The sequence below is a fragment of the Ruegeria sp. MALMAid1280 genome, assembly GCF_049195285.1.
In the GTDB taxonomy this organism is placed as follows: domain Bacteria; phylum Pseudomonadota; class Alphaproteobacteria; order Rhodobacterales; family Rhodobacteraceae; genus Ruegeria.
In genome coordinates this window covers 550,302-574,004 of record NZ_JBMIRT010000059.1, presented here as the reverse complement: position 1 = coordinate 574,004, position 23,703 = coordinate 550,302, and the positions used below count along the sequence as shown (strand labels likewise).

General features: G+C 60.2%; 27 protein-coding genes. 15 read left to right on the top strand and 12 right to left on the bottom strand.

All coding sequences use genetic code 11. The features are described 5' to 3' along the window. Positions 1-13: 13 nt before the first annotated feature. Positions 14-619 carry an inner membrane-spanning protein YciB gene (locus ACOQFT_RS19765; protein ID WP_421599564.1) on the top strand — a complete coding sequence of 202 codons (606 nt, stop codon included), beginning with the start codon at positions 14-16 and terminating at the stop codon, positions 617-619. 153 nt (positions 620-772) lie between these two features. After that, entirely contained in the window at positions 773-1,441 is a 669-nt protein-coding gene (locus ACOQFT_RS19760; protein ID WP_421599563.1) for a Crp/Fnr family transcriptional regulator, read from the top strand. Between the two features lie 211 nt (positions 1,442-1,652). Here the strand turns inward: ACOQFT_RS19760 and ACOQFT_RS19755 are convergent, their stop codons facing one another. From ACOQFT_RS19755 to rpiA, 6 genes are all read right to left on the bottom strand, one after another. Continuing rightward, positions 1,653-3,089 (bottom strand): DegQ family serine endoprotease, encoded by a 1,437-nt coding sequence (locus ACOQFT_RS19755; RefSeq protein ID WP_421600073.1) that lies wholly within the window; start codon positions 3,087-3,089, stop codon positions 1,653-1,655. A gap of 185 nt (positions 3,090-3,274) precedes the next feature. Then, positions 3,275-3,469 (bottom strand): DUF2065 domain-containing protein, encoded by a 195-nt coding sequence (locus ACOQFT_RS19750; protein WP_421599562.1) that lies wholly within the window; start codon positions 3,467-3,469, stop codon positions 3,275-3,277. After that, positions 3,469-4,365, bottom strand: a complete 897-nt coding sequence (hflC, locus tag ACOQFT_RS19745) for a protease modulator HflC (RefSeq protein WP_421599561.1) — start codon at positions 4,363-4,365, stop codon at positions 3,469-3,471. Before hflC ends, ACOQFT_RS19750 begins: the two co-directional genes overlap by 1 nt. Next, positions 4,365-5,507 (bottom strand): FtsH protease activity modulator HflK, encoded by a 1,143-nt coding sequence (hflK, locus tag ACOQFT_RS19740; protein WP_421599560.1) that lies wholly within the window; start codon positions 5,505-5,507, stop codon positions 4,365-4,367. The genes hflC and hflK overlap by 1 nt, the downstream gene beginning before the upstream one ends. Positions 5,508-5,579: 72 nt before the next feature. Beyond that, entirely contained in the window at positions 5,580-6,938 is a 1,359-nt protein-coding gene (gene gor / locus ACOQFT_RS19735) for a glutathione-disulfide reductase (RefSeq protein WP_421599559.1), read from the bottom strand. Positions 6,939-7,086: 148 nt separating this feature from the next. After that, positions 7,087-7,872 (bottom strand): ribose-5-phosphate isomerase RpiA, encoded by a 786-nt coding sequence (rpiA, locus tag ACOQFT_RS19730; protein ID WP_421599558.1) that lies wholly within the window; start codon positions 7,870-7,872, stop codon positions 7,087-7,089. 167 nt (positions 7,873-8,039) lie between these two features. Between rpiA and ACOQFT_RS19725 the strand changes: the two genes are divergently transcribed. From ACOQFT_RS19725 to ACOQFT_RS19715, 3 genes are read left to right on the top strand one after another with little or no spacing between them, the layout of a single operon-like run. Beyond that, the gene (locus tag ACOQFT_RS19725; protein WP_421600072.1) at positions 8,040-8,741 is read left to right on the top strand and encodes a glutathione S-transferase family protein; all 702 of its coding nucleotides are present in this window, start codon (positions 8,040-8,042) and stop codon (positions 8,739-8,741) included. A 1-nt stretch (position 8,742) separates the two neighbouring features. Continuing rightward, on the top strand, positions 8,743-10,116 hold the full coding sequence (locus ACOQFT_RS19720) for an L-serine ammonia-lyase (RefSeq protein ID WP_421599557.1): 1,374 nt from the start codon (positions 8,743-8,745) through the stop codon (positions 10,114-10,116). A 22-nt stretch (positions 10,117-10,138) separates the two neighbouring features. Beyond that, the gene (locus ACOQFT_RS19715; RefSeq protein ID WP_421599556.1) at positions 10,139-10,549 is read left to right on the top strand and encodes a GFA family protein; all 411 of its coding nucleotides are present in this window, start codon (positions 10,139-10,141) and stop codon (positions 10,547-10,549) included. On the opposite strand, the gene ACOQFT_RS19710 is transcribed toward ACOQFT_RS19715, so the two are convergent. Beyond that, complete coding sequence (locus ACOQFT_RS19710) at positions 10,546-11,271, bottom strand: thiamine diphosphokinase (RefSeq protein ID WP_421599555.1); 726 nt, start codon at positions 11,269-11,271, stop codon at positions 10,546-10,548. The two genes, ACOQFT_RS19715 and ACOQFT_RS19710, sit on opposite strands and share 4 nt — an antisense overlap. 100 nt (positions 11,272-11,371) lie before the next feature. Here ACOQFT_RS19710 and ACOQFT_RS19705 point away from each other — a divergent pair, with 100 nt between their 5' ends. Together ACOQFT_RS19705 and ACOQFT_RS19700 are read left to right on the top strand one after the other, a co-directional pair. Further along, entirely contained in the window at positions 11,372-12,979 is a 1,608-nt protein-coding gene (locus ACOQFT_RS19705) for a hypothetical protein (protein WP_421599554.1), read from the top strand. A 26-nt stretch (positions 12,980-13,005) separates the two neighbouring features. Continuing rightward, positions 13,006-13,665, top strand: coding sequence for a GNAT family N-acetyltransferase (locus tag ACOQFT_RS19700; RefSeq protein ID WP_421599553.1), 660 nt, complete (start codon positions 13,006-13,008; stop codon positions 13,663-13,665). 17 nt (positions 13,666-13,682) lie between these two features. Here the strand turns inward: ACOQFT_RS19700 and ACOQFT_RS19695 are convergent, their stop codons facing one another. The 5 genes from ACOQFT_RS19695 to nthA all read right to left on the bottom strand — a co-directional run bounded on the left by ACOQFT_RS19695 (position 13,683) and on the right by nthA (position 17,058). Continuing rightward, positions 13,683-13,928, bottom strand: coding sequence for a DUF2842 domain-containing protein (locus ACOQFT_RS19695; RefSeq protein WP_421599552.1), 246 nt, complete (start codon positions 13,926-13,928; stop codon positions 13,683-13,685). Then, positions 13,928-15,223: an adenylosuccinate synthase gene (locus tag ACOQFT_RS19690; RefSeq protein WP_421599551.1), complete on the bottom strand. Its 1,296-nt coding sequence runs from the start codon at positions 15,221-15,223 to the stop codon at positions 13,928-13,930. The genes ACOQFT_RS19695 and ACOQFT_RS19690 overlap by 1 nt, the downstream gene beginning before the upstream one ends. 211 nt (positions 15,224-15,434) lie before the next feature. After that, positions 15,435-15,773, bottom strand: a complete 339-nt coding sequence (locus ACOQFT_RS19685) for a nitrile hydratase accessory protein (RefSeq protein WP_421599550.1) — start codon at positions 15,771-15,773, stop codon at positions 15,435-15,437. Continuing rightward, the gene (nthB, locus tag ACOQFT_RS19680; RefSeq protein ID WP_421599549.1) at positions 15,770-16,447 is read right to left on the bottom strand and encodes a nitrile hydratase subunit beta; all 678 of its coding nucleotides are present in this window, start codon (positions 16,445-16,447) and stop codon (positions 15,770-15,772) included. The genes ACOQFT_RS19685 and nthB overlap by 4 nt, the downstream gene beginning before the upstream one ends. After that, positions 16,444-17,058, bottom strand: a complete 615-nt coding sequence (gene nthA / locus ACOQFT_RS19675) for a nitrile hydratase subunit alpha (RefSeq protein ID WP_421599548.1) — start codon at positions 17,056-17,058, stop codon at positions 16,444-16,446. Before nthA ends, nthB begins: the two co-directional genes overlap by 4 nt. Before the next feature lie 151 nt (positions 17,059-17,209). On the opposite strand from nthA, the gene secG reads away from it, so the two are divergent. The 8 genes from secG to ACOQFT_RS19635 all read left to right on the top strand — a co-directional run bounded on the left by secG (position 17,210) and on the right by ACOQFT_RS19635 (position 23,683). Continuing rightward, the gene (gene secG, locus ACOQFT_RS19670) at positions 17,210-17,575 is read left to right on the top strand and encodes a preprotein translocase subunit SecG (protein ID WP_421600071.1); all 366 of its coding nucleotides are present in this window, start codon (positions 17,210-17,212) and stop codon (positions 17,573-17,575) included. A 159-nt stretch (positions 17,576-17,734) separates the two neighbouring features. Further along, positions 17,735-19,378 (top strand): CTP synthase, encoded by a 1,644-nt coding sequence (locus ACOQFT_RS19665; RefSeq protein ID WP_421599547.1) that lies wholly within the window; start codon positions 17,735-17,737, stop codon positions 19,376-19,378. Between the two features lie 103 nt (positions 19,379-19,481). Continuing rightward, positions 19,482-20,255 (top strand): isocitrate lyase/PEP mutase family protein, encoded by a 774-nt coding sequence (locus tag ACOQFT_RS19660; RefSeq protein WP_421599546.1) that lies wholly within the window; start codon positions 19,482-19,484, stop codon positions 20,253-20,255. A 122-nt stretch (positions 20,256-20,377) separates the two neighbouring features. Further along, complete coding sequence (locus tag ACOQFT_RS19655; protein WP_170442938.1) at positions 20,378-20,827, top strand: TerB family tellurite resistance protein; 450 nt, start codon at positions 20,378-20,380, stop codon at positions 20,825-20,827. Between the two features lie 20 nt (positions 20,828-20,847). Beyond that, on the top strand, positions 20,848-21,285 hold the full coding sequence (locus ACOQFT_RS19650) for a TerB family tellurite resistance protein (RefSeq protein WP_421599545.1): 438 nt from the start codon (positions 20,848-20,850) through the stop codon (positions 21,283-21,285). A 5-nt stretch (positions 21,286-21,290) separates the two neighbouring features. Next, complete coding sequence (locus ACOQFT_RS19645; RefSeq protein WP_421600070.1) at positions 21,291-22,013, top strand: phosphate/phosphite/phosphonate ABC transporter substrate-binding protein; 723 nt, start codon at positions 21,291-21,293, stop codon at positions 22,011-22,013. A gap of 146 nt (positions 22,014-22,159) precedes the next feature. Beyond that, positions 22,160-22,936: an ABC transporter ATP-binding protein gene (locus tag ACOQFT_RS19640; protein ID WP_421599544.1), complete on the top strand. Its 777-nt coding sequence runs from the start codon at positions 22,160-22,162 to the stop codon at positions 22,934-22,936. Between the two features lie 33 nt (positions 22,937-22,969). Next, positions 22,970-23,683 carry a transporter substrate-binding domain-containing protein gene (locus tag ACOQFT_RS19635; RefSeq protein ID WP_421599543.1) on the top strand — a complete coding sequence of 238 codons (714 nt, stop codon included), beginning with the start codon at positions 22,970-22,972 and terminating at the stop codon, positions 23,681-23,683. The last annotated feature ends 20 nt before the right edge of the window (positions 23,684-23,703 follow it).

The window sequence follows — 23,703 nt, the reverse complement described above, 5'->3', positions numbered from 1 at the left end:
GCAGGAAACCGTTATGACAGGCAAAAAAGAGATCAACCCGTTTCTGAAACAAGTGCTGGAGCTTGGCCCCCCGCTGGCCTTCTTCTTCATCTACCTGCGCCTGCGCGACGACAGCTTTCTGATCGGTGGTACTGAATATTCCGGCTTTATCGTCGCCACCATCCTGTTTGTGCCGCTGATGCTGGGCGCCATGGGCGTTCTCTGGTACCTGACGGGCAAGCTCAGCCGGATTCAGATTTTCACCGCTTTCATGGTCATTTTCTTCGGCGGCCTGACCGCCTGGTTCAATGACGAGCGGTTCTTCAAGATGAAGACCACGCTGGTCTACGGGTTCTTTTCGGTGATCCTGGGCATCGGCCTGTTGCAGCGCAAGTCCTACCTCGCTTATGTCCTGGACGAGATGCTGCCGATGCAACACGAGGGGTGGATGATCCTGACCCGACGCCTGTGCGGCTGTTTCACGGTACTGGCCGTGGCCAACGAATTCGTCTGGCGCACGATGTCGACCGACCTCTGGGTCAAGATCGAGACATTCGGTTTCCCCATCGCGCTGATGGTGTTTCTGATGCTGCAATTCAATCTGCTGCAAAGCTACATGGATGATCCTGACCACCAATAGGGGAACAGGGACGATCCCTTTTCACCTCAGGCGGTAACGCAATTCTGCGCTGTTCCCGGACGTAACGCCGGACCAAACCGACAAAAATCCTTGGCTAAACGGCAAAGCTGTGGAAAGTTGTGACACCACTCACAGCCGGAGCACCTGAAACTCATGACGGCTTTTCCAGACAGCGGCTTTCTGTCCGAGGCATCAGACAGACTGAAAGCCATGCTCTCCGCGCAGGCGACCGAAATCTGTCTGGAGCGTGGCGAGGTTCTGTTCGAGCAAGGCGATGAAGGCGACGCCCTTTACGCCATTCTCGAAGGCACGCTCGAAGTGTCCTTTCTGGCCATGAGCGGCCGAAAACTATCGCTGACCCTCATGCGGCCCGGAGAGATCTTTGGCGAGATTGCCCTGTTCGACAGTGGCCCCCGCACCGCCACTATCGCAGCCGCTGAACAGTCCCGCGTGTTGCGGGTCCGGCAGGGCGATGTGATGGCTCAGATCCGGCAGCACCCCGACCTTGCGGTGGACCTGATCCGTCTGGCCGGCCTGCGGATGCGGTGGATGGGATCACAACTGAACGAGCAGGTTTTTCTGCCGATGCCGATCCGTCTGGCCCGCAAACTGCTGCACCTGTCCGAACTGCAGGATGACCCGTCCACCCGGATCACCCTGTCGCAAAGCGAGCTGGCCGAGTTCGTGGGCGCCACGCGGGAAGCGGTGTCCAAGACCATCTCTACCTGGAAGCGCGACAATGTGGTTGAGGCGTCGCGCGGCGGGCTGATGATCCAAGACTTCGCGGCCCTGCGGGAATTGGCCGAATCCGATCTGATCTGACCCATGTGACCTGCTTCACAGACCAAAGGTAGCGTTAAGCCTATCGTCATAACTGTTACCGTAGGAGGTCAGAGAATCATCCCCGATATCTGTCCACTGACCTCTCCCTGTATCAGGGCCACGCGCCTTCCCCGGTGCGTGGCTCATACCTCCCAGCACAAATAAGGCCGGAGCATCTGCTCCGGCCTTTTTGATTGTTTCCGCCTTTGGGTTATTCCCCCAGGCTCAGCGCCACAAAGCGGGGTTCGCCGCCACGGCGCACCAGCAGCAGCAGAGATTTACGCCCCGCCTCGCGCGCCTCGTCCATGCGCGCCTCAAGGTCTTCGATCGAGCTGACCTTCTGCTGACCGGCCTCAGTGATCAGGTCGCCAGCACGCAAACCCTTGGAAAAGGCTTCCGATGCTTCGTCAACGGCGCTCACCACCAGCCCATCAGCATCCGCATCCAGACCCATATCCGTGCGCAACGCATCGGTCAGCGGCGATATGGTCAGGCCCAGAATGTCGGCGTTTTCCTCGGCCGGAACCTCCGGCGTGTCCTCATCACCGTCCTCGGCGCGCTCTGCGTCCTCACGACGGCCCAGCGTCACCAGAACGGTCTGGGTACCGCCTTCGCGGTGGACAACCACGCGAACCGATTTACCCACGGTGGTTTCGCCAACCTGACGGACCAGACCACGAGTGTCTTCGACCTCGACGCCGTCAAAGCTGAGGATCACGTCACCGGCCAGCAGACCGGCCTCTTTCGCCGGACCATCCGGCACGTCACTGATCAACGCGCCGCCGGGCTTGTCCAGGCCCATCGCTTCGGCCATATCCTCGGTCACGTCCTGAATGCGCACGCCAAGCCAACCACGGCGGGTTTCGCCGAATTCACGCAGTTGGTCGACAACCTTGACCACCACATTGGACGCCATCGAAAAGCCAATTCCGATCGAGCCACCGTTAGGCGACAGGATCGCGGTGTTCACGCCGATCACCTCGCCGTTCATGTTGAACAGCGGACCACCCGAGTTGCCCCGGTTGATGGCCGCATCGGTCTGGATGTAATCGTCATACGATCCGCTGAGCGCCCGATTGCGGGCTGAAACGATCCCGGCCGAGACAGAGAACCCCTGCCCCAGCGGGTTGCCCATGGCGATCACCCAATCGCCCACGCGCGCAATGTCGCTGTCACCGAATTTCACATATTGCAGCGGCCCCGTGGCCTCGACCTTGAGCAGCGCGATATCGGTTTTCTCATCCGTGCCGATCACCTTGGCGGGCAGTTCCTTTTTTGGCTGCCCGTCGCCTGGAAAGAATTCCACAAGGATTTCATCGGCTTCAGCGATGACGTGATTGTTGGTGACGATATAACCGTCCTCGGAGATCACAAATCCCGAACCCAGCGCGTTGCTGCGACGTGGACGGTTGTCGTCATCGCCGTTGCGGTCCTGAAACTCGCGGAAGAAGTCTTCGAACGGAGAGCCCTCAGGCACGATCCCTTGCGGGCCTGTCTGCCCTTCGATCAGCGTAGTGGTGGTGATATTGACCACCGCCGGGCTGATCTGCTCGGCCAGCGGCGCCAAGCTTTCGCCCCGCGCCTGCGCGGCGGCGGTCTGGGCCAGAACAAGCAGCATCCCCGCAAAAGCCAGCCACATCAGCCGCATAATACCAACACTATCGTCCTGCCGGACGGAAATACTTCGTGCTTGTGCCTGCACTTGGGAACTCCTTGTCGACAATTCTTCTGTGGCCGCCCCTCGGCAACCTTTCTTAGCAACCAATGTAGTCAGTTTGTTCAGACCCGCAACTCGGGATCGCGGGGAAATCACCGGCAAGTGAAATCACCGTCTCAAAACCCGACCTGATACGCGCCCCATAGCAGCACCAGCCCGCTGACCACGCAAAGCAGCCCTACCAGCCGTCGCGCCTGTTCCGGCAAGGACCGCAGCGCCTCAAGCATACGTTCAATAAGCGAAGGGGCCAGCGCGTAGGCCAGCCCCTCGACAATCAGTACCAGCCCGAAGGCCAGAAGGATCATGCCCATTATTCAACTGCCACAACAGGCGGAGCCCGCCGACCTGTCGGCGAAGCCAGATAGTTGAAGAACTCGGAATCCGGGCTCAGAATCAACGAACTGTTGTTGCCCTGCAATGCATTCTCGTAAGCGGACAGCGAGCGATAGAACTCGAAGAACTCCGGATCCGCACCATAGGCTTCGGCGAAGATCGCATTGCGTTCGGCGTCTGCCTCACCACGAATGATCTCTGCCTCACGATTGGCATCCGACACCAGTTCAACCACGGTCCGGTCTGCTTGCGCACGCACACGCTGCGCGGCTTCGTTACCACGGGCGCGTTCGTCGGTTGCTTCGCGTTCCCGTTCGGCCTTCATCCGGTCAAAGGTTGCCTCAAGGTTCGCCTGCGGCAGATCAGTGGCTTTCAGACGCACGTCGATCACGTTCACGCCCAGCGCCTGCGCTTCGGCAATTGCGCTGTTGCGTATGCGCAGCATCAGCGCGGCACGGTCCGAACTGAGGATATCGCGCGACGACACCGAACCCAGCACTTCGCGGGTTTCCGCGCGCAGGATGCGGTCCAAACGATCCTCGGCAACCGGAATCCCGCCGACACCAACAGCCTGACGGAAGCGGTTCAGATCGGAAATCCGGTAGCGCGCAAAGGCGTCAACCACCAGACGACGGTCGTCCAGAGGCGTCACCTCCAGCGGCTGTACGTCGATCGACAGGATGCGGTCGTCGTAGCGGACAACTTCCTGAATCACAGGAATCTTGAAGGCCAGACCCGGCTCTTCCTTGACCGCAACTACGCGGCCGAATTGCAGAACCAGCGCACGTTCACGCTCGTCCACGATAAAGATCGAGGACAGGCCGACCACGCCGAGAATCACGACGAAGATGAGGATAAGGGGTGACTTACGCATCAGTTGCTCTCCTCGGCCTGATTGCGGCGCAGCTCGTTCAGCGGCAAATAGGGCACGACGCCCTGCCCCTGACCAGTCGAGTTCTCGTCCAGAATGATCTTGTCGACGTCACCCAGAACCTGCTCCATCCGTTCCAGATAGAGGCGCTTGCGGGTCACGTCAGGCGCTTTGGCGTATTCTTCCAGAACCGCACTGAAACGGCTGGCTTCACCTTGCGCGCTGTTGATCTGTTGGGCGCGATAGGCTTCGGCCTCTTCCAGAACCTGCGCGGCTTCACCACGGGCTTCGGCCAGAACGCGGTTGGCGTAGGCGTCGGCTACGTTTTGCAGCCGGTCACGCTCCTGCGCAGCGGCCTGAACGTCGCGGAAGGCGGCGATCACGTCCTGCGGCGGGTCGGCCTTGTCGAAGTTCACACGGACGATGTTGATTCCGGAATCGTAGCTATCCATCGTCGACTGGATCAATTCCTGAAGGCGATCCGCGATGATGCCACGGTCCCGGTTCAGGATAGGGGCCAGTTCGCTTTGCGCAATGATCTCACGCATGGCCGATTCCGACACGGCGCGGATCGTCTGGCGCGGGTCCCGCAGGTTGAACAGGAACTTGGCCGGGTCGTTGATGTTCCAAACGACCTGATAGTCGATATCGACCACGTTTTCGTCGCCGGTCAGCATCAGGCCATCATCGGTGCCGCGTGCACCGCCCATGTCCTCGGTCTGTTCGCGGGTGACCGGGATGACCTCAGCGGTCACAAAGGGCCACGGGGCAAAGTTCAGACCCGGATTGCCGACGGCCGAGAACTCACCCAAGAACAGCTCAACCGACTGTTCTTCGGGCTTGACTGTATAGAAGCTGGCCGCACCCCAAAGCACCGCCGCGACGACCACACCGATCAGCACGGTGCCTTTGGTAAAGATGGGACCACCCCCACCGGCACCCTGACCGCCACCACGACCCGAACCGCCACGACCGCCCATCAGGACGCGCAGCTGTTCCTGGCCCTTTTTCATCAGCTCGTCGATCTCGGGGATCTGCGGGCCTTCGCCTTCGGGGGGCTTGCGCCCGTCCCCATTGTTACCCCGATTTCCTCCGCCACCGGATGAGCCTCCGCCCCCCCAGGGGCCACCGCTGTTGCCCGCCATATGTATCTATTCCCTTGTGTTGGACCGTGTGATCACGGTTTCCCTTGTAACTTGTGTGCGCGCAGTTGCAAATCAAGCAGTGCGCACAGGTTGCCGCAGTGTTACCAGTTCCTCGGCCATGACCGGGTGAACGGCAACAGTGCGGTCGAAATCTTCCTTGGTCGCACCCATTTTGACGGCGATTCCGGCCAGTTGGATCATCTCACCCGCGCCCGGCGCAACGATGTGGCAGCCCAGTACCTTGCGGGTGGCCTGGCTGACGATCAGCTTCATCAGCACACGTTGCGTTCCGCCTGCAAAGGCCTTCTGCATCGGTTTGAACGAGGTCGCATAGACTTCGATCGGCTCCTGCGCTGCCGCCTCTTCCTCGCTGAGGCCCACGGTGCCGAACTCCGGCTGTGTGAAGATCGCGGTGGGGATCAGCTCATGATCCACCGGCGTCGGGTTGCCTTTGAAGACTGTCTCAACGAACGCCATGCCCTCGCGGATCGCAACCGGGGTCAGGTTCACCCGGTCGGTTACGTCGCCGATGGCATAGATCGAAGGCACACCGGTCTGGCTGTATTCGTCCACCACGATCTCGCCCTTGCGACCGCGTTCGACACCCACGTCCTCAAGGCCCAGATTGTCCGCGTTCGGTGCACGGCCGGTGGCGTACATCACCACATCGAAGACCCGTTCGGTTCCGTTGGTGGCTTTGACCCAAATCTTGTCGCCCTGCTTTTTCATCTCAAGCACGTTTGTACCAAGGTGCAGATCGATGCCGTTCTGGCACATCTCTTCGCTGATCAGGCCACGTGCTTCTTCATCGAACCCGCGCAGAATCTGCGCGCCGCGATAGAACTGAGTCGTCTTGACTCCCATCCCGTTCATGATCCCGGCGAATTCGCTGGCGATATAACCGCCACCGACGATCAGGATGCTTTCCGGCAGCTTCTCCAGATGGAAAATCTCGTTCGACGTGATCGCCAGTTCCGAGCCCGGAAACTCGGGCACAACCGGACGGCCACCGGTCGCAACCAGAATGTGCTTGGCCGTCTTGCGGGTGCCATCGGCCAGTTCGACCGTATGCGCGTCCACAATACGCGCACGCTGATCAAAGCTCTCGACGCCGTTGTTCTTCAGGATATTGCGATAGATGCCTTCCAGCCGGTCCAGTTCCGCCACCAGCTTGCCGTGAAACGTTTTCCAATCCAACGCACCGGGTTGAATGTCCCATCCATAAGCCTGTGCATCACCCACCATGCCTGAGAATTCGCTGGCAAAGACCATCAGCTTTTTCGGCACACATCCCCGGATAACGCAGGTCCCGCCATAGCGGTCCTCTTCCGCCAGCGCCACCTTGGCACCGTTTTCACCAGCCGCCACACGCGCCGCGCGAACCCCGCCCGAGCCGCCTCCGATGACGAACAGATCATAGTCAAAGCTCATCCTGAGTTCCTTTATTTCGTCAGGCCAAAATTCGGTGATTATCTGGGGTCGAAAAACGCGCTGCCAACCCTTGTCGGTGTGTAAACTTCACTTAAGGCACTGCCACCAGTTGTGTTTCACGCTTCTGCACTGGCGCCAGTCGCCAGCCTCAATCCGCCAGATCCGAGAACAGGTTGTCTCCGCCCTCTACCAGTTGGTCCAGTTCGGTGGTGCCCGCGTTGATATCGCGCAGCTCGATCCGCCCATCGCCGTGGCCGATCACAACTTTGTCACAGATGTCGATGAACAGCCCGTTTTCGACCACTCCGGGCACCTGATTGAGCACCAGAGCCAGTTGGCGCACGTTACCGATTCGCTGCAGATGCAGGTCAAGAATGTGGTTGCCTTCGTCGGTCACAAAAGGCGCTTCGCCGTTCATCCGCAACATTGCCGAGTTGCCCAGGACATCCATCGTGTCCAGCGCCTCTTCGATCAGGGTCCGCGTGGTCTGCCAGCCAAAAGGGATCACTTCGACCGGTAGCGGAAAGGCACCCAGCGTCTCAACCTCTTTGCCCGCATCGGCGATCACCACCATCTGATCGCTGGCCGTGGCGACGATCTTTTCCTGCAGATGCGCGCCGCCGCCACCTTTGATCAGGTTCAGTTCACCGTCGAACTCATCCGCGCCGTCGATGGTCAGGTCCAGCCACCCGGCCTGATCCAGCGAGACCACCTCGATCCCGACTTCGCGGGCCAGTTGCGCGGTGCGGATCGAGGTCGGAACCCCTTTGACCCGCAGCCCCTCGGTCTGCACCCTTTCACCCAGACGGCGCACCATCCAAGCGGCGGTCGATCCGGTACCCAAGCCAACGCGCATCCCGTCCTGCACCATATCGGCGGCACGGCGCGCGGCGACATATTTGGCCTTGTTAATGGGGGACATATCTCGGGTCATGGCAGCGTTTCCCTGTATTGCTGCAGGGTTTATACGGAATGCAACCGCCGACTGCGAGAGCCAATTCGCCCCACCGCAGCGCAAACATCTATCGAAAATACGCGTTTCCGATTGGAAACGTCGCAATCGAGGCTTTCGCGGTGGCCCCGGCATTATACATAGACTTCATGACCGCGCCCTATCGCCTGCATTATGCCCCCGACAACGCCTCTCTGGTGATCAGACTGGCGCTGGAAGAGATGGGCCTGCCCTATGAGGCCGTGCTGGTGGACCGCCGCCAGAACGAGCAGGACAGTGCGGCCTACCGGCAGTTGAACCCGAACGGGCTGATTCCGGTACTGGACACACCGCAGGGGTCGATCTTTGAAACGGCGGCCATCCTGTTGTGGCTGGCCGACACGCACGGGCAACTGGCACCATCCCCCGAAGCACCGGATCGGGCGGCGTTTCTGAAATGGCTGTTCTTTGCATCGAACACGCTGCACGCCGATCTGCGCATTCTGTTCTACGCCGAGAAATACATCGACGCCGCACAGGCCGAGACCCTGCGCGACGGCATCCGCCCACGCCTGCGCCGACATCTGCAGGTATTGCAAGCCGAGGCAAAAAACGCGCCAACCTGGCTGCACCCGGAGCAGCCCTCGGTTCTGACCTACTATCTGGCCTGTCAGATGCGGTGGATGGCGCTGTACCCTGCCAGCGCCGACCGCAGCTGGTATCAGCTGTCGGATATCCCTCATCTGCAAGCGATCCTGACACAGCTTGAAACCCGTCCCGCAACCCAGTCCGCCATCGCGGCCGAAGGATTGGGGGTTACACCATTCACATCCCCGAGTTACGCTACTCCTCAAGAAGGCTCAGCTACCTGACATGTTTCTATCTGTCTTCGATATGTTCAAAGTGGGCATTGGCCCGTCTTCGTCTCATACCATGGGGCCGATGGTTGCGGCCGCCCGGTTTCTGGACCTGATGCGCGCCTCGCCGTTCGAATTCTCGGGCCTGCGCGGATCGCTGCACGGCTCATTAGCCTTTACCGGAGTTGGCCATGCGACCGACCGCGCCACCATCCTCGGCCTGGCCGGTTTCGTGCCCGACACCTATGACAACGACAAGGCCGAGGCCGCACTGGCCGAGATCGCCGTAACGCATTCGGTCACGCCCGAGGGCCTGCCGACCCTGGATTTCAACCCCAAGACCGACCTGATCTTTGACTATGATCACAACCTGCCCGGCCACGCCAACGGCATGATCCTGATGGCAACCGACGCGCAGGGCGACGTGATCCTGCGACAGGTCTATTATTCGGTCGGCGGCGGCTTTGTCCTGACCGAAGAGGAACTGGCCGAGGGCAAGGACACCAATGACGGCCCGCCCGTGCCCTACCCGTTCCACTCGGCGGCGGAAATGTTGGAAATGGCGAATGCCAGCGGCAAAAGCATCGCCCAAATGAAGCGCGAGAACGAAGTCGCGCGCGGCTGCCCCATCAGTTTCGCAAAGGGTACTGCGCGCCTTTGGGAAGTCATGAACAATTGCATCGAACGCGGCCTGAAGACCGACGGCATCCTGCCCGGCGGTCTGAACGTGCGCCGTCGCGCCAAAGGCATTCACCAAGCTCTGCTGGCCGAGCGGGGCATGAACCTGAACGCGCCGCACACGATCAATGACTGGATGAGCGTCTATGCCATGGCGGTGAACGAGGAAAACGCCGCCGGCGGTCAGGTCGTCACTGCGCCAACCAATGGCGCGGCGGGCACGCTGCCGGCGGTGCTGCGCTATTACCTCGACCACGTGCCGGGGGCCTCGGAAAGCCATGTCGAGGATTTCCTGCTGACCGCTGCTGCCATCGGCGGTTTGGTCAAGTACAACGCCTCTATCTCGGGCGCCGAGGCCGGGTGTCAGGCCGAGGTCGGCAGCGCCTCGGCGATGGCCGCAGCCGGTCTGTGCGCCGTGATGGGCGGCACACCTGAACAGGTGGAAAACGCCGCCGAGATCGCGCTGGAGCATCACCTGGGCATGACCTGCGACCCGGTCAAAGGTCTGGTGCAAATACCCTGTATCGAACGCAACGGGCTGGCGGCTATCAAAGCGGTGTCGGCTGCGTCGCTGGCGCTGCGCGGCGACGGCCAGCATTTCGTGCCGCTGGACGCGGCCATCGAAACCATGCGCCAGACCGGGCATGATATGCACGAAAGGTACAAGGAAACGTCACTGGGCGGTCTGGCGGTGAACGTACCCAATTGCTGACGCCACAACCGAAGGGGATACCATGCGGGGTCATTGTCTGTGCGGCACCATCCGGTACGAGGTCGACCCTCCGGTCCTGTCCTGTGTCACCTGCCATTGCGACAGTTGCAGGCGGCAATGTGCGGCACCGATGACCACCTATTTCGGCGTGCGCGATGGCCAGTGGCGTTGGACCGGTGACGCGCCGAAAACCTTCAACTCCTCGCCCGGGGTCGAGCGCAGCTTTTGCCCGTACTGCGGCACGCCGATCTCGTTCCGTTCGCAATCCATGTCGGACGTAATGCATCTGTACGTGGCGACGCTGGAGGATCCGAACCAGTTGGAACCCACGCTGCACGTGGCGCATGAGGAAAAACTGCGGTGGCTGAAATTGGGCGACGGCCTGCCCACCTGTATCGGGCCCGACTACACCAAGGTCCAGCCCCTGCCCTAGGCGCGGGCGGGCCACCCCCCAGTCTGACCTGACAGAAACGCCTGCATGACATGATCCAAAGCGTCGCGCGGCATCATCACCACCAGGCCGGGTCCATCTACAGTCAATTCCACATCAGACAACGCCCGGTTGGACGTGCCAACGCGGCCGTTCGGTTCCAGCACCAGATCGTCGATCGGCCATTCCAGCCCTTTGCTGCGGCCAACTACGCGCTGAAATGGAAACAATGAAACCACATCTCCTGGCGTGAGCTTCAGCCTGATCTGCGGCGGCACGTGGAAAACGACCTCGTGCTCTCCCAACAGGATACACGGCCGATCCTGCAATCGAACCAGCGTGTTAAGAACCGCCATCTGATGATCCAGCCGACCGCCGAGAAACCCGACCCCCAATACCAGGGGCGCATCGATGCTGCGCAGAGCCTTGTCGAAATCCGTGCTGTCTTGTTCTCGTATCGGAAACAAACGGTCCGTGGGAATCCGGTCAAGATAGGCGCCGCTCAGCGAATCAAAGTCACCGATCACCGCGTCCGGCATCCGTCCCGAATCCATCATGGGAATCGCCCCACCATCCGCGGCCACGACCGTGCTGACGCGAATCAGCGTCTGATTCAGGTCATCAGGGCCAATTTCACCGCCCCCAACCAGCGCAATTGGCGCCTCAGACCGCACAATTTGATTATTTTTTCGAAGATTGGACATTTTTTCCGGATTTGGACACATTGAGACCACAAAATGATAGGTTCATGCTGAGAGTTTCGAGCCATAGGTGTGCCCGCCGTCGGGTGAATGGCTCTTGTAGTTTGTAGAGGACGTGCGTCTGATGGTACAGAATAACAAGGTTTTAACCGTCTCTTATGGAACCTTCTCGTGCACTTTGGAAGGATTTGACGATTCCTTCGAGACGATGAAAGCGATTACCGAGTACTTTCGCGATCTTGCCGCCGACGATCGTTATTTCGGTTCTGAACCTCCGCAGCCTGATACAGAAACGCTGACAAAAATCGCGCAGCGTGACAAGCTCCGCAAGGTCGAAGCTAGCCAAAGCGACGCCGGCCTGTTGATCCGCGCCACGGACGAACCCGTACCCAACGCGCCGGATCTGAACGTAGTCAATACTCCTCCTCCATCGCCCCCCACGCCCCCTGTCTACGCCGATGCCGAAGCCGTCGAGGGTACGCCAGCCCCAGCCGAAGACAGCATTGCCGCCAAACTGCAACGCATCCGGGCGGTCGTGTCCCATTCCGAGGAAAACTCGGTCATCTACACCGAGGATGAAGAGACGACCCTGATGAAAAGCACAGCTGGTCCGTCTGATGCGGTCGCGGCGGCTTTTGCAGCCGGTTCTCTGAACCCGACGGACTTTGAAAGCCCCGAAGAGGCGGACGCGACTGACGAAACGTCCGAGGCTGAACCGGAAATGCCTCAGATCGAAGAGGTCGAGGAATTCGCCGCTCCGGCCCTGGATATCGAACACGAAGCCCAGGATCACGAGGCCGAGACCCAGGTCGCCGCAATCGAGGAAGAGGCTGAAGACGAGGCCGCCTCGGCCGATATCCTGTTTTCGGATCTCGACGAAACTGACGAGAACGAGCCCGATGGCGATGAGGTCACCAACATCCTCAGCGATGCCGGTGCTGACGAAGACGCTAGCGCGACAGTTGCTGAAGGCATCATGACCGAAGACGACGAGATTCACCTGCTGGATGAGATCTCCAGCCTGGAATCCATGCTGGCCGGTCGCGCCGAAACGACAGAGGCCAAAGCATCGGACCTGGATCACGATGTGTCGCGCCTGATGGACAAGGTCGGCGAACATCTGGACGACCCGGACACAAGCAACAAGCGCGAAGCTTACACCCAGTTGCGCGCGGCGGTTGCGGTCACCGAAGCCGAACGCAGCGAAAAAGGTGAGGCTGATCAGGACGACGATGATCAGGACTACCGTGGCGATCTGTCCTCGGTTGTCAGCCCTCGCCGTCCGGAAGTTCAGGTGACCAGCGCCCGCCCTGCCAGTGACGAGGCGGCGCCGCTCAAACTGGTAGCCGAGCAGCGTATCGACAACCAGAGCGAAGATGCCGGACCGGTGACCCCTCGCCGTGTAACATCCGAGACCGAGGGTGAAGAGGCTGCCACGGAAGAAAGTGGATTTGCCCTGTTCGCTCAGGAACAAGGCGCGCAATCGCTGCCGGACCTGCTTGAGGCAGCGGCGGCCTATCTGTCCTTCATCGAAGGTCAGGAGCAGTTCTCGCGTCCGCAGTTGATGAACAAAATCCGCTCGCTCAAGCAGGATGAATTCAATCGTGAGGAAAGCCTGCGTTCATTCGGTCAGTTGCTGCGGGACGGCAAGATCGAAAAAGCAGGCGGTGGACGGTTCGCTGCTTCGACCCAGATCGGCTTCCGCCCTGATGACGAGCGCGCCGCCGGGTAATTACTCCCTTTGCAAATCAGTTGACGATGGGCCGAAGGTTTCTTCGGCCCATTTTTATGCACACAGGCATCGCCTCTCTCCTTTTGCAGGTTCGCTCACTATGCTGCGGCGCAGAAAATGGTAAGGTCTGGCGTAAGGTGACTGTTTATTTCGATCCCATTCAAACAAGGGCCACGCCGTGTATGAACTGCCAATTCGACGGCTTCGGCGTATATGGTAAATCCAAAATAAACAGCCTAAATACCGAAGCTTTGGCATCACGAATTAGTGCTCCGGTCAGTGCCGCACATGTTCAGTTTTTTCTGCCCGGGTTTTTTGACAATGCTGCCTTGATCTTTGGTGCCTTTCCGGATTCCTGTTTGCGCGGCGTTGGCGAACTGCGTGTGTTGCCAGACAGCCGGGTGCATGTGGCCGAGGCCGCCTTTACGGTCGAAACCGCGTGGCAGGATCGCGGTATCGGGGATGCCTTGCTGTCGCGGATCATCACTGCGGCCAGGAACCGTGGAATTCGCGAAGTGCACATGCTGTGCCTGGCCAACAACCAGAAAATGCGCCGACTGGACGCAAAACACGACGCTGATCTGAATCTGGTCACGGGGCAGATTCAGGCCACTTTGAACGCGCCCTGGCCCGCGCCATCCTCAGTTGGCCCGGGCCGGATCGGCATCCGGGGTGAACTGACCTAATCAGTCGCCCCGTCCTGTTATTCCGACGGCTGATCCGGGTCTTCCTTGCCAACGCCCTTGAAGATGAACTTGAACGGCAGCGCCCAGACAATGCCTAAAGCGACGTAAACCAGCAATTCCAGCCAGATCATCTGTGGGCGGTCAAGCCAGTTCACGATTGTCACCACCGCCACGATATAGACCGGCAACCCAATCAACAGCAGCACCAGCGACCAGCGGCGCCGGGCCTTGTAGCTGAGGCCGGTCTTTCCGTCGTCGCTCATCAGTCAGCAAACGGGTCGGTCACCAGAATGGTGTCGTCCCGCTCCGGGCTGGTGGACAGAAGGGCCACGGGGCATTCGATCAATTCTTCGACGCGGCGCACATATTTGATTGCGTTGGCCGGCAGGTCGGCCCAGCTGCGCGCGCCTTCGGTGGATTCGCTCCACCCCGGCATTTCCTCGTAGATCGGTGTGCAGCGCGCCTGTTGGTCGGCCGCGGTAGGAAGATAGTCCAGACGTTCACCGTCCAGCTCATAGCCCGTGCAGATCTTCAGCGTTTCGAAGCCGTCCAGAACGTCCAGCTTGGTCAGAGAGATGCCGTTCACGCCGCTGGTTGCACATGTCTGGCGCACCAGGCACGCGTCGAACCAACCGCAGCGGCGCTTGCGTCCGGTGGTGGTGCCGAACTCATGCCCACGCTCACCAAGGCGTTGGCCGTCCGCATCGTCCAACTCGGTCGGGAACGGACCCTCACCCACACGGGTGGTATAAGCTTTGACGATACCCAGGACGAAATCAATCGACCCCGGACCAATACCTACGCCTGTTGCCGCTTGGCCAGCGATCACGTTGGACGAGGTCACAAAGGGGTACGTGCCAAAATCGATGTCCAGCAATGCGCCCTGCGCCCCTTCGAACAGGATGCGTTTGCCGGCCTTGCGCTTTTCGTTCAGCACTTTCCAAACAGGCGCGGCGAAGGGCAGGATTTCCGATGCAATCTCTTTCAGTTGCGCAATCAGCGCGTCCCGATCTACCGGCTCGATCCCCAGGCCCTTGCGCAGCGGGTCATGGTGCTGCAGCGCACGATCCACACGGGCCTCAAGCGTGGCCTCGTCGGCCAGATCGGCAACGCGCACGGAACGGCGGCCAACCTTGTCCTCGTAAGCCGGGCCAATGCCGCGACCTGTGGTTCCGATCTTGGTGCCTTTGCTGGCAGCCTCTTCGCGTGCGCGATCCAATTCGCCATGGATCGGCAGGATCAGTGGTGTATTTTCGGCGATCATCAGCGTCTCGGGCGAGATATCGACACCCTGCGCACGGATGGTCGCGATTTCCTTGATCAGATGCCACGGGTCCAGCACAACGCCGTTGCCGATGACGCTCAGCTTGCCACCCCGCACAACACCCGACGGCACCGCGTGCAGCTTGTAGACCTCACCATCAATGACCAGCGTATGACCGGCATTGTGCCCGCCCTGAAAACGCGCGATCACGTCCGCCCGCTCGCTGAGCCAGTCGACGATCTTGCCTTTTCCTTCGTCACCCCACTGGGCGCCGACAACAACCACATTGGCCATATCCGGTCCTTTTGCGCTGAGTTATCAAACTCGGCTCGTATAACGAGGACAAAGCGACAGGGAAACCGGTAATTCGCCGCAGATAGGAACTGCGCTGCGCGCGCTGCCTCCGGCGGGATATTTTTGGCCAGATGAAGCGCGGATCCCTTGTTCATCTGGCTCCAAATATCCCGGGGGAGTCGCCCGGAACGGGCGGCGGGGGTAGCGCCCCCTACTCGCTTGCGGCCAAACGCACTGGCTGACCATGAGGCGTTGTCAGGTAAGCCTTTTCCCACGCATTACTATACTGGGTGACTTCGCCAGAGACCGCCGAGCCTTGCTCGTCCAGCAACCGCTCGAGAGTTTCCAGCCACGCTTGGAAATAATCATTACCACCATCGAGGTCGCGTTCCAGCCCGTGGCGCTTCAGCGTCTGCGAAAACCGTAAGGCCCAGTCCGCCCAATCGAAACGCCCGGCCTCGTTCAAAGCCACAGTCACCGCGAACACCTGAGCGTGCCAAGGTTCGGCAAAAACCGGTTCGGGCGCAGAATAGGCTGGGCAATCGCTCATGCTGGCACCAGATAGCTTTGCCAGAGGTCCAGAACGACCTCGTCCTTGGGGTTTTCCGGGTCCGCCCACAATTCCGAAGCAGGGAAAACCACCGCATAGAGCGGCTCTGGAGCCTCGCCAAATCCATGCGCGTTTGAGTCCGGCAGCACATGTGTGCCATGCAGCCGCATGATCTTCCCCGTCGCACCGGATGCGTAAATCGGCAGACGCGTGTGACCGCCATCAATCAGTCGGTTGGCGGTGGGACGCACCGTGCGGACGGTTTGCCCGGCCTCGAACTGCACAGCGACATTCGACGGGCGATCGGCCGGGCCGCCTTTGGCCAGCGCGGTCGCCACGTTCTCGGCCTTAAGCTTGTGCGAGGCCAGCGGGTGATCCGCGTCCGCGGTTTCTCCGCGCAGGTCATCCAGCGTCAGCACGCCCTGTTTCACCAGCAGGTCGGCCAGTCCGGCCATCCACTTTTCGTAATAGGAAAACCGTGCGTAGTCCCTGGGCGACAATCTTTCGCGCGCATGGCGCGAGACGTCTATATTCCATTGCCCCAGAAATCCGGCAGCCAGCGTCACCGCCAGCGCCCGTCCGTGCCAATCCTCGGCAAAAACCGGAGAATCTTCGGCCTCGGGTTTCACTGCACCATCTCCGAAGCGGCCGCCCATGTCGTGCACGCGGGTCATGAGGGCGCCTTGGGCAAGCCGGTGCCGATCATGCTGTCACGGGTGACGAGGGCTGCCAGAGCGTCCTCGCCTAACCCCTCGGTACCCTCGGGACGCATGGGCAGCACCAGATAACGGATTTCCGCGGTCGAATCCCAGACGCGAACGGCTGTCTCGGGCGGCAGCGTGATTCCGAATTCGGCCAGAACCTTGCGCGGCTCTCGCACTGCACGGGCCCGGTAGGCGTCGGACTTGTACCAGCCCGGCGGGATACCCAGCAAAGGCCACGGGTAACAGCTGCACAGGGTGCAGACGACCATGTTGTGCAGCTCAGGTGTGTTTTCCACAACAACGATATGTTCGCCTTGACGGCCATAGAAACCAAGTTCCGCGACAACCGGCGTTGCGTCGGCAAGCAGTGCATTTCTGAAGTCCGGATCGATCCACGCCTTTGCAACCACACGCGCACCGTTCTGAGGGCCGATCCTGTTCTGATAGGTGTCGATGATCTCATCCAAAGCGGCCGGGTCGATCAGCCCCTTGCGGGTCAGAATCGTTTCAAGCGCCTTGACCCGCAGCGCAGGATCGGGCGGCAACAAAGCGTGCGGGTGGTCGGGATCATCATGCGGCATGGGACGCAGCCTGCGTCACCTTTTGCCCACCTGTCCAGTCTCTTTGCCGTGATGCCGCATATCAGGGATCTTGATGGCAACTCATCCCTTGCCCCCGCTGGCAAACTTGCATAAGTACCACGCGATACACGCCACGCTGTACAGGACCACCATGGAAAACGTCGTTCTCATCATCCATCTTCTCTTGGCTCTGGGCCTGATCGCCGTTGTCCTGATGCAGCGGTCCGAAGGCGGTGGCCTGGGTATGGGCGGTGGTGGCGGTGGCGCCATGACCGGACGCGCAGCAGCGACGGCATTGGGCAAGGTGACCTGGATTTTGGCGGCGTGTTTTATCGTCACCTCAATCACGTTGACCATTTTGGCGGCTCAGAAATCCTCGGGCAGTTCGGTGATCGACCGTCTGGGTGCTCCGGCCCCGGCCGAGACCGAGGAAAGCACTCCGGCCGTTCCGTCGACCGATGATCTTCTGCCTCCGGCTCAGGGCGACAACGCGCCGCTGATCCCGCAAGCGGACTGATCCACTACACTTAGAAATCTAAAAGACAGCTGCAACAGCATCTTGCGGTTCTCTTGCGCTATGCGCGCGAATCCTTTATACGTGAAGTCCCGTGATGCTGCGGTTTTTTCAAGCCGTCGGGCAGCTGATTTTGACGTCTCACGGGAGCAGCCGAAAAACATGGCGCGTTTTATTTTCATCACTGGTGGTGTGGTTTCGTCCTTGGGCAAAGGACTGGCATCGGCGGCTCTGGGCGCGCTGTTGCAGGCCCGGGGATATTCGGTGCGTCTGCGCAAGCTGGACCCCTATCTGAACGTCGATCCGGGCACGATGTCACCTTTTGAACATGGCGAAGTGTTCGTCACCGATGATGGCGCCGAGACTGATCTGGACCTGGGTCACTATGAGCGTTTCACCGGTGTGGCTGCGCGCAAGACCGACTCGGTCAGCTCGGGGCGGATTTATTCCAATGTGCTTGAGAAGGAACGCCGCGGAGACTACCTTGGCAAGACCATTCAGGTGATCCCGCACGTCACCAACGAGATCAAGGATTTCATCGCCATTGGCGAGGATGAGGTCGATTTCATGCTGTGTGAAATCGGCGGCACCGTTGGCGATATCGAGGGCCTGCCCTTTTTTGAGGCCATCCGTCAGTTCAGCCAGGACAAGCCGCGCGGTCAGTGCATGTTCATGCACCTGACGCTGCTGCCCTACATCAAGGCGTCCGGTGAGCTGAAAACCAAGCCGACCCAGCACTCGGTGAAAGAGCTGCGCTCGATCGGTCTGGCCCCCGATATTCTGGTTTGCCGGTCAGAGGGGCCGATCCCGAAGAAAGAGCGCGAGAAACTGGCGCTGTTCTGTAACGTGCGCCCCGATAGCGTGATCGCCGCGCAGGACCTGTCCACCATCTACGACGCCCCGTTGGCCTATCACCGCGAAGGTCTGGATCAGGCGGTTCTGGACGCGTTCCAGATCAGCCCTGCCCCCAAGCCCGATCTGGCCAAATGGGAAGACGTCAGCGACCGAATCCACAATGCCGAGGGCGAAGTGAAGGTCGCCATCGTTGGCAAGTACACCCAGTTGGAAGACGCCTATAAGTCGATTGCCGAGGCACTGACCCATGGCGGCATGGCCAACCGGGTCCGCGTCAAGATCGAATGGGTCGATGCCGAGGTCTTCGATACCGAAGACGCCGCCCCCTATCTCGAAGGATTCCACGCCATTCTCGTCCCCGGCGGGTTTGGCGAGCGTGGCACCGAAGGCAAGATCAAGGCCGCTCAATATGCGCGCGAGCACAAGGTGCCCTATCTGGGCATCTGTCTGGGCATGCAGATGGCAGTGATCGAAGCCGCCCGCAATGCAGCAGGCATTGCCGAGGCCGGGTCCGAGGAATTCGACCACGAAGCCGGGAAAAAGCGGTTTGAACCGGTCGTCTACCACCTGAAAGAGTGGGTGCAGGGCAACCACCGGGTTGAACGCAAAGTGGGCGATGACAAGGGCGGCACCATGCGCCTGGGCGCCTATGACGCGGTTCTGGCCGAGGGCTCGAAAGTGGCTGAGGTGTACGGCGGAACTCAGATCGAGGAACGCCACCGCCACCGCTATGAGGTGGACATCAAATACCGCGAAAAGCTGGAGAAAGCTGGCCTGAACTTCTCGGGCATGTCGCCGGACGGGCGTCTGCCGGAAATCGTCGAATGGTCGGATCATCCGTGGTTCATTGGTGTGCAATACCACCCCGAACTCAAATCCAAACCGTTCGATCCGCACCCTCTGTTCCGGGACTTCGTGCGCGCCGCGAAAGAAAGCTCGCGTCTGGTCTGATCGCAGGCCAGTCACCTCATTGTGACGGCGGGTGCAAAAAAACCTATACGCGCCCGCCTTTTCCACGGTTAACTGTCCTCGACCCAGTGACAGGAGACCGGCCATGACCAATCAAACCACCCAAGCGGAAGCTTTCGCAGCCCTACACAAAAAGGGCGAACCGGTCATTCTTTACAACATCTGGGACGCGGGCAGCGCCGGGGCCGTGCGCGATGCGGGGGCCAAAGCGATTGCCACCGGCAGTGCTCCGGTCGCGATGGCACAGGGGTTTGGCGATGGTCAGAACATCCCGATGGAGACCGCGCTGGACAACGCCCGCCGGATTGTCGCGGCGGTTGATCTGCCGGTGACGCTGGATTTCGAAGGGGCCTATGCCGAGGATGTACTGGGTGTCGCAGCCAACGTCCAACGCGCGCTGGAGACCGGCGTTGTCGGCTTCAACTTCGAAGATCAGATCGTAGGCACCAGCGACCTGTATGCCATTGAAACGCAGGAAGCGCGGGTTAGCGCCATGCGCGAAGGCTGCGATGCAGCCGGTATCCCGGCCTTCATCAACGCGCGCACGGATATCTTCCTGAAAGCCAAGCCCGAAACCCACTCTGACGCTATGCTGGACGAGGCGATTGCCCGGGCCAAAGCCTATGCCGATGCAGGAGCCAGCGGGTTCTTTGCGCCGGGCCTGAAAGACGAAGCCATGATCGCTCGTCTGTGCGAATCGACCGCCCTGCCGGTCAACATCATCGCCCTGCCCGGCACCCCTGACACGGCCACACTGGCCGGGTTGGGCGTGGCGCGGATCAGCCATGGTCCGGTCCCATATCGGCAGATGCTGGGATGGCTCCAGGAGCAGGCAAAACTGGCCTTTCAGACCGGTTGATCCCATCGCCTAAGTATCGCGCTCAGCGTGTTTTTGCCGCTTTGGGGAAACCGCCCGGTATTCGCAGCAATAGCCGGTAGTCGGTGCTTGGCGGGCTACAAAATATGGAATATCCTCGCGGCATGTTGAAGAAGTTTTTACAGGCTTTTCGCCCACCGCAACACGACAACCTGCCCGACCCGGACGCCGAGCTGGCGCTGGGTGCGCTGATGGTGCGCGTGGCGCAGGCGGATCGGGATTACAAGCTTGAAGAAATCAGCCTGATCGACCGTATCCTTGCCCGGCTGTATCAGCATAACGCGATCGAGGCCGCCAAGGTCCGCGCCACCTGTGAAAGGCTGCACGCCGCAGCACCAGAAACCGATACGTTCGGCAAGCTGATCCGCGAAACCACCGATCTGCACGAACGTCTGGCCGCGCTGGATGCCTTGTGGGAGGTCGTTCTGGCCGATGGCAATTCCGACGAAGGCGAGATGAATATCGTGGAAGAGGCGCGCATTGCCATGGGGTTGAGTTTCAACGACAGCCAGACGGCGCGCGAACGGGTGCAAAGGCGCTTGGAAGAGCGTTAGACCCCCTCTATATCTAACACATGTTCAGTGATTTTCTGGCCCGGCTGACGCAGCCCGCCCCCGACCCGCTTGCCGATGACGACGCCCGCCTTGCCCTGACGGCTCTGCTGGTGCGTATTGCGCGGTCCGACAACGATTATGCCGATACCGAAATGGCCCGAATCGACAAGATTTCGGCCGAACGCTATGGCCTGTCCCCGTTCGAGGCCGCTGCCTTGCGCGCCCGGGCCGAAGATCTTGAGGCCGAGGCGCCTGACACCGTCCGCTTTACCCGCGCGATCAAGGAAGCCATTGCCTATGACGACCGGCTCGCCGTTGTGCAGGCGATGTGGTCGGTTGCGCTGGCCGACGGGCAACGCACCGGCGAGGAGGATTCGCTTTTGCGGCTGGTGGTCAGCCTGCTGGGCGTCAGCGACGTCGATTCCGCTCTGGCCCGTCAAAAGGTTGCCAAATCGTGATTGCGATGCTGGGCATGTATGACATGCCCGCGCTGCAACCGGTGAATGACCGGTTCTGGACATTGATTCGGGACCACCTTGGCTATGGTCCTGACCACCTGACCCGCGATGCGGATGTCTGGGATGTCTGGCTAAATCCCGAACTGACCTTTGCTCAAACCTGCGGGATGCCCTATCGCACCCACCTGCACGGCAAAGTGCAATTGGTCGGAACGCCCGACTACGGGTTGGCAGGCTGCCGGCCCGGCTATTACCGATCCATTTTTGTTTCCCGTCGGGATGACCCCCGCGATCTTGGTCAACTGGCGAAGGGCACCTTTGCCTATAACGAAAAGCTGTCACAATCGGGCTGGGCGGCACCGATGGTTCATCTGGAAGCGCGCGACCAGCAGCCCAATGCCATCATCGCAACCGGCGGCCACGTGCAATCGGCAAACACGGTCGCAGAAGGAAGGGCAGATTTCGCCGCTCTGGACGCGCTGACTTGGGAACTGCTCAAGGCACACACCAACCTTGGCGCGGTACTGCGCGAATCTGGAACCACACCTCCGACACCCGCCCTGCCCTATATCACCGCCACGGACCATGATGCCGCCGCAATCGCCCGTGCCGTTCGCGCCGCGATTGGCGGCATGACACAGCCGGATCGCGAATTGCTGCACCTTCGCGGCCTGATCGACATCCCGGCGGGTGACTACCTGTCGGTTCCTAATCCGTCTCAGGTTTAGACAACCGGGCTTGCTTGCTGACCGATTTGGTCAATACCTATGGTCAATTTGGCCGTTTCAGCCCCCGATGATGTCAATTGCGCATTGCATTGCCCCGATTTTTAAGCCCTAGTACCGCACCAACACCGACAACACATGGGCCATCCGTGACAGATTCCACTCCCGTCATCGAAATCAACAATCTCCACAAAAGTTTCGGCAATCTGGAAGTGCTGAAGGGCGTCGATATTACAGCCAGACGCGGGGACGTTGTTTCGCTGATCGGGTCGTCCGGTTCAGGCAAATCCACCCTGCTGCGTTGCTGCAACCTGCTGGAAGACAGCCAACAGGGCGAGATTCTGTTCAAGGGCGAGCCGGTGCGCTGGTCCGGCAACGCACACCACCGCCGTCCTGCCGACCCGAAACAGGTGATGCGTATCCGCACCAATCTGTCGATGGTGTTTCAGCAGTTCAACCTTTGGTCCCACATGACCATTCTGCAAAACGTGATGGAGGCCCCCGTCACCGTACTGGGCCGCGACCCGAAAGAGGTTGAAGACAGCGCCCGCAAATACCTGGAAAAAGTTGGCATTGGCGACAAATGTGACGTCTTTCCGGCGCAGCTGTCCGGCGGCCAGCAGCAACGCGCCGCCATCGCCCGCGGCCTGTGCATGGAACCCGAGGCGCTGCTGTTCGACGAACCCACCTCGGCGCTGGACCCCGAGCTTGAGCAGGAAGTCATCAAGGTGATCAAGGATCTGGCTGCCGAAGGCCGCACCATGATCATCGTGACCCACGACATGAAAATGGCTGCTGATATCTCCAGCCACGTCGTGTTCCTGCATCAGGGCCTGATCGAAGAAGAGGGCCTGCCGGAAGATATCTTTACTTCCCCCGAATCCGTGCGACTTCGGGGCTTCCTATCCGCCACAAAGGCGGCTTAACTTCGGATCAGAAAACAAACAGGGGAGTATCCAATGAAAAAACTGATTCTGACTACTGCGGCTCTGGCTTTGACCGCCGGCATGGCCATGGCGGACACCATCCGTCTGGGCACCGAAGGCGCCTATGCACCATGGAACTTCGTCAACGACGCAGGCGAAATCGACGGGTTCGAGCGCGAACTGGGCGATGAGCTGTGCAAGCGCGCCAATCTGGACTGCGAATGGGTCAAGAACGACTGGGATTCGATCATTCCTAATCTGGTGTCGGGCAACTACGACGCCATCATCGCGGGCATGTCGATCACTGACGAGCGTGACGAAGTCATCGACTTCACTCAGAACTACACGCCGCCGGATCCGTCGGCCTATCTGGCGATGTCCGATGACGTTGATCTTGCCGGTGGCGTGATCGCGGCACAGACCGGCACCATTCAGGCGGATTACATTGCTGAATCGGGCGCAACTCTGGTCGAATACGCAAGCCCCGAAGAAACCCTCGCCGCTGTACGCGATGGCGAAGCAGACGCGGTTCTGGCGGACAAGTCCTTCCTTGTGCCCTTCTCCGAGGATGGCTCGGGCATGGCTTTTGTCGGTGACGAAGTACCGCTGGGCGGCGGCGTCGGCATGGGTATTCGTGAATCCGACGGTGAGTTGAAAGAAAAGTTCAACGCAGCCATCCAGTCCATGAAGGACGACGGCAGCCTGAACGAGATGATCACCAAGTGGGAAGTGTCCTCGACCTTCTGATAAATTCTGCGGCGTGCCTG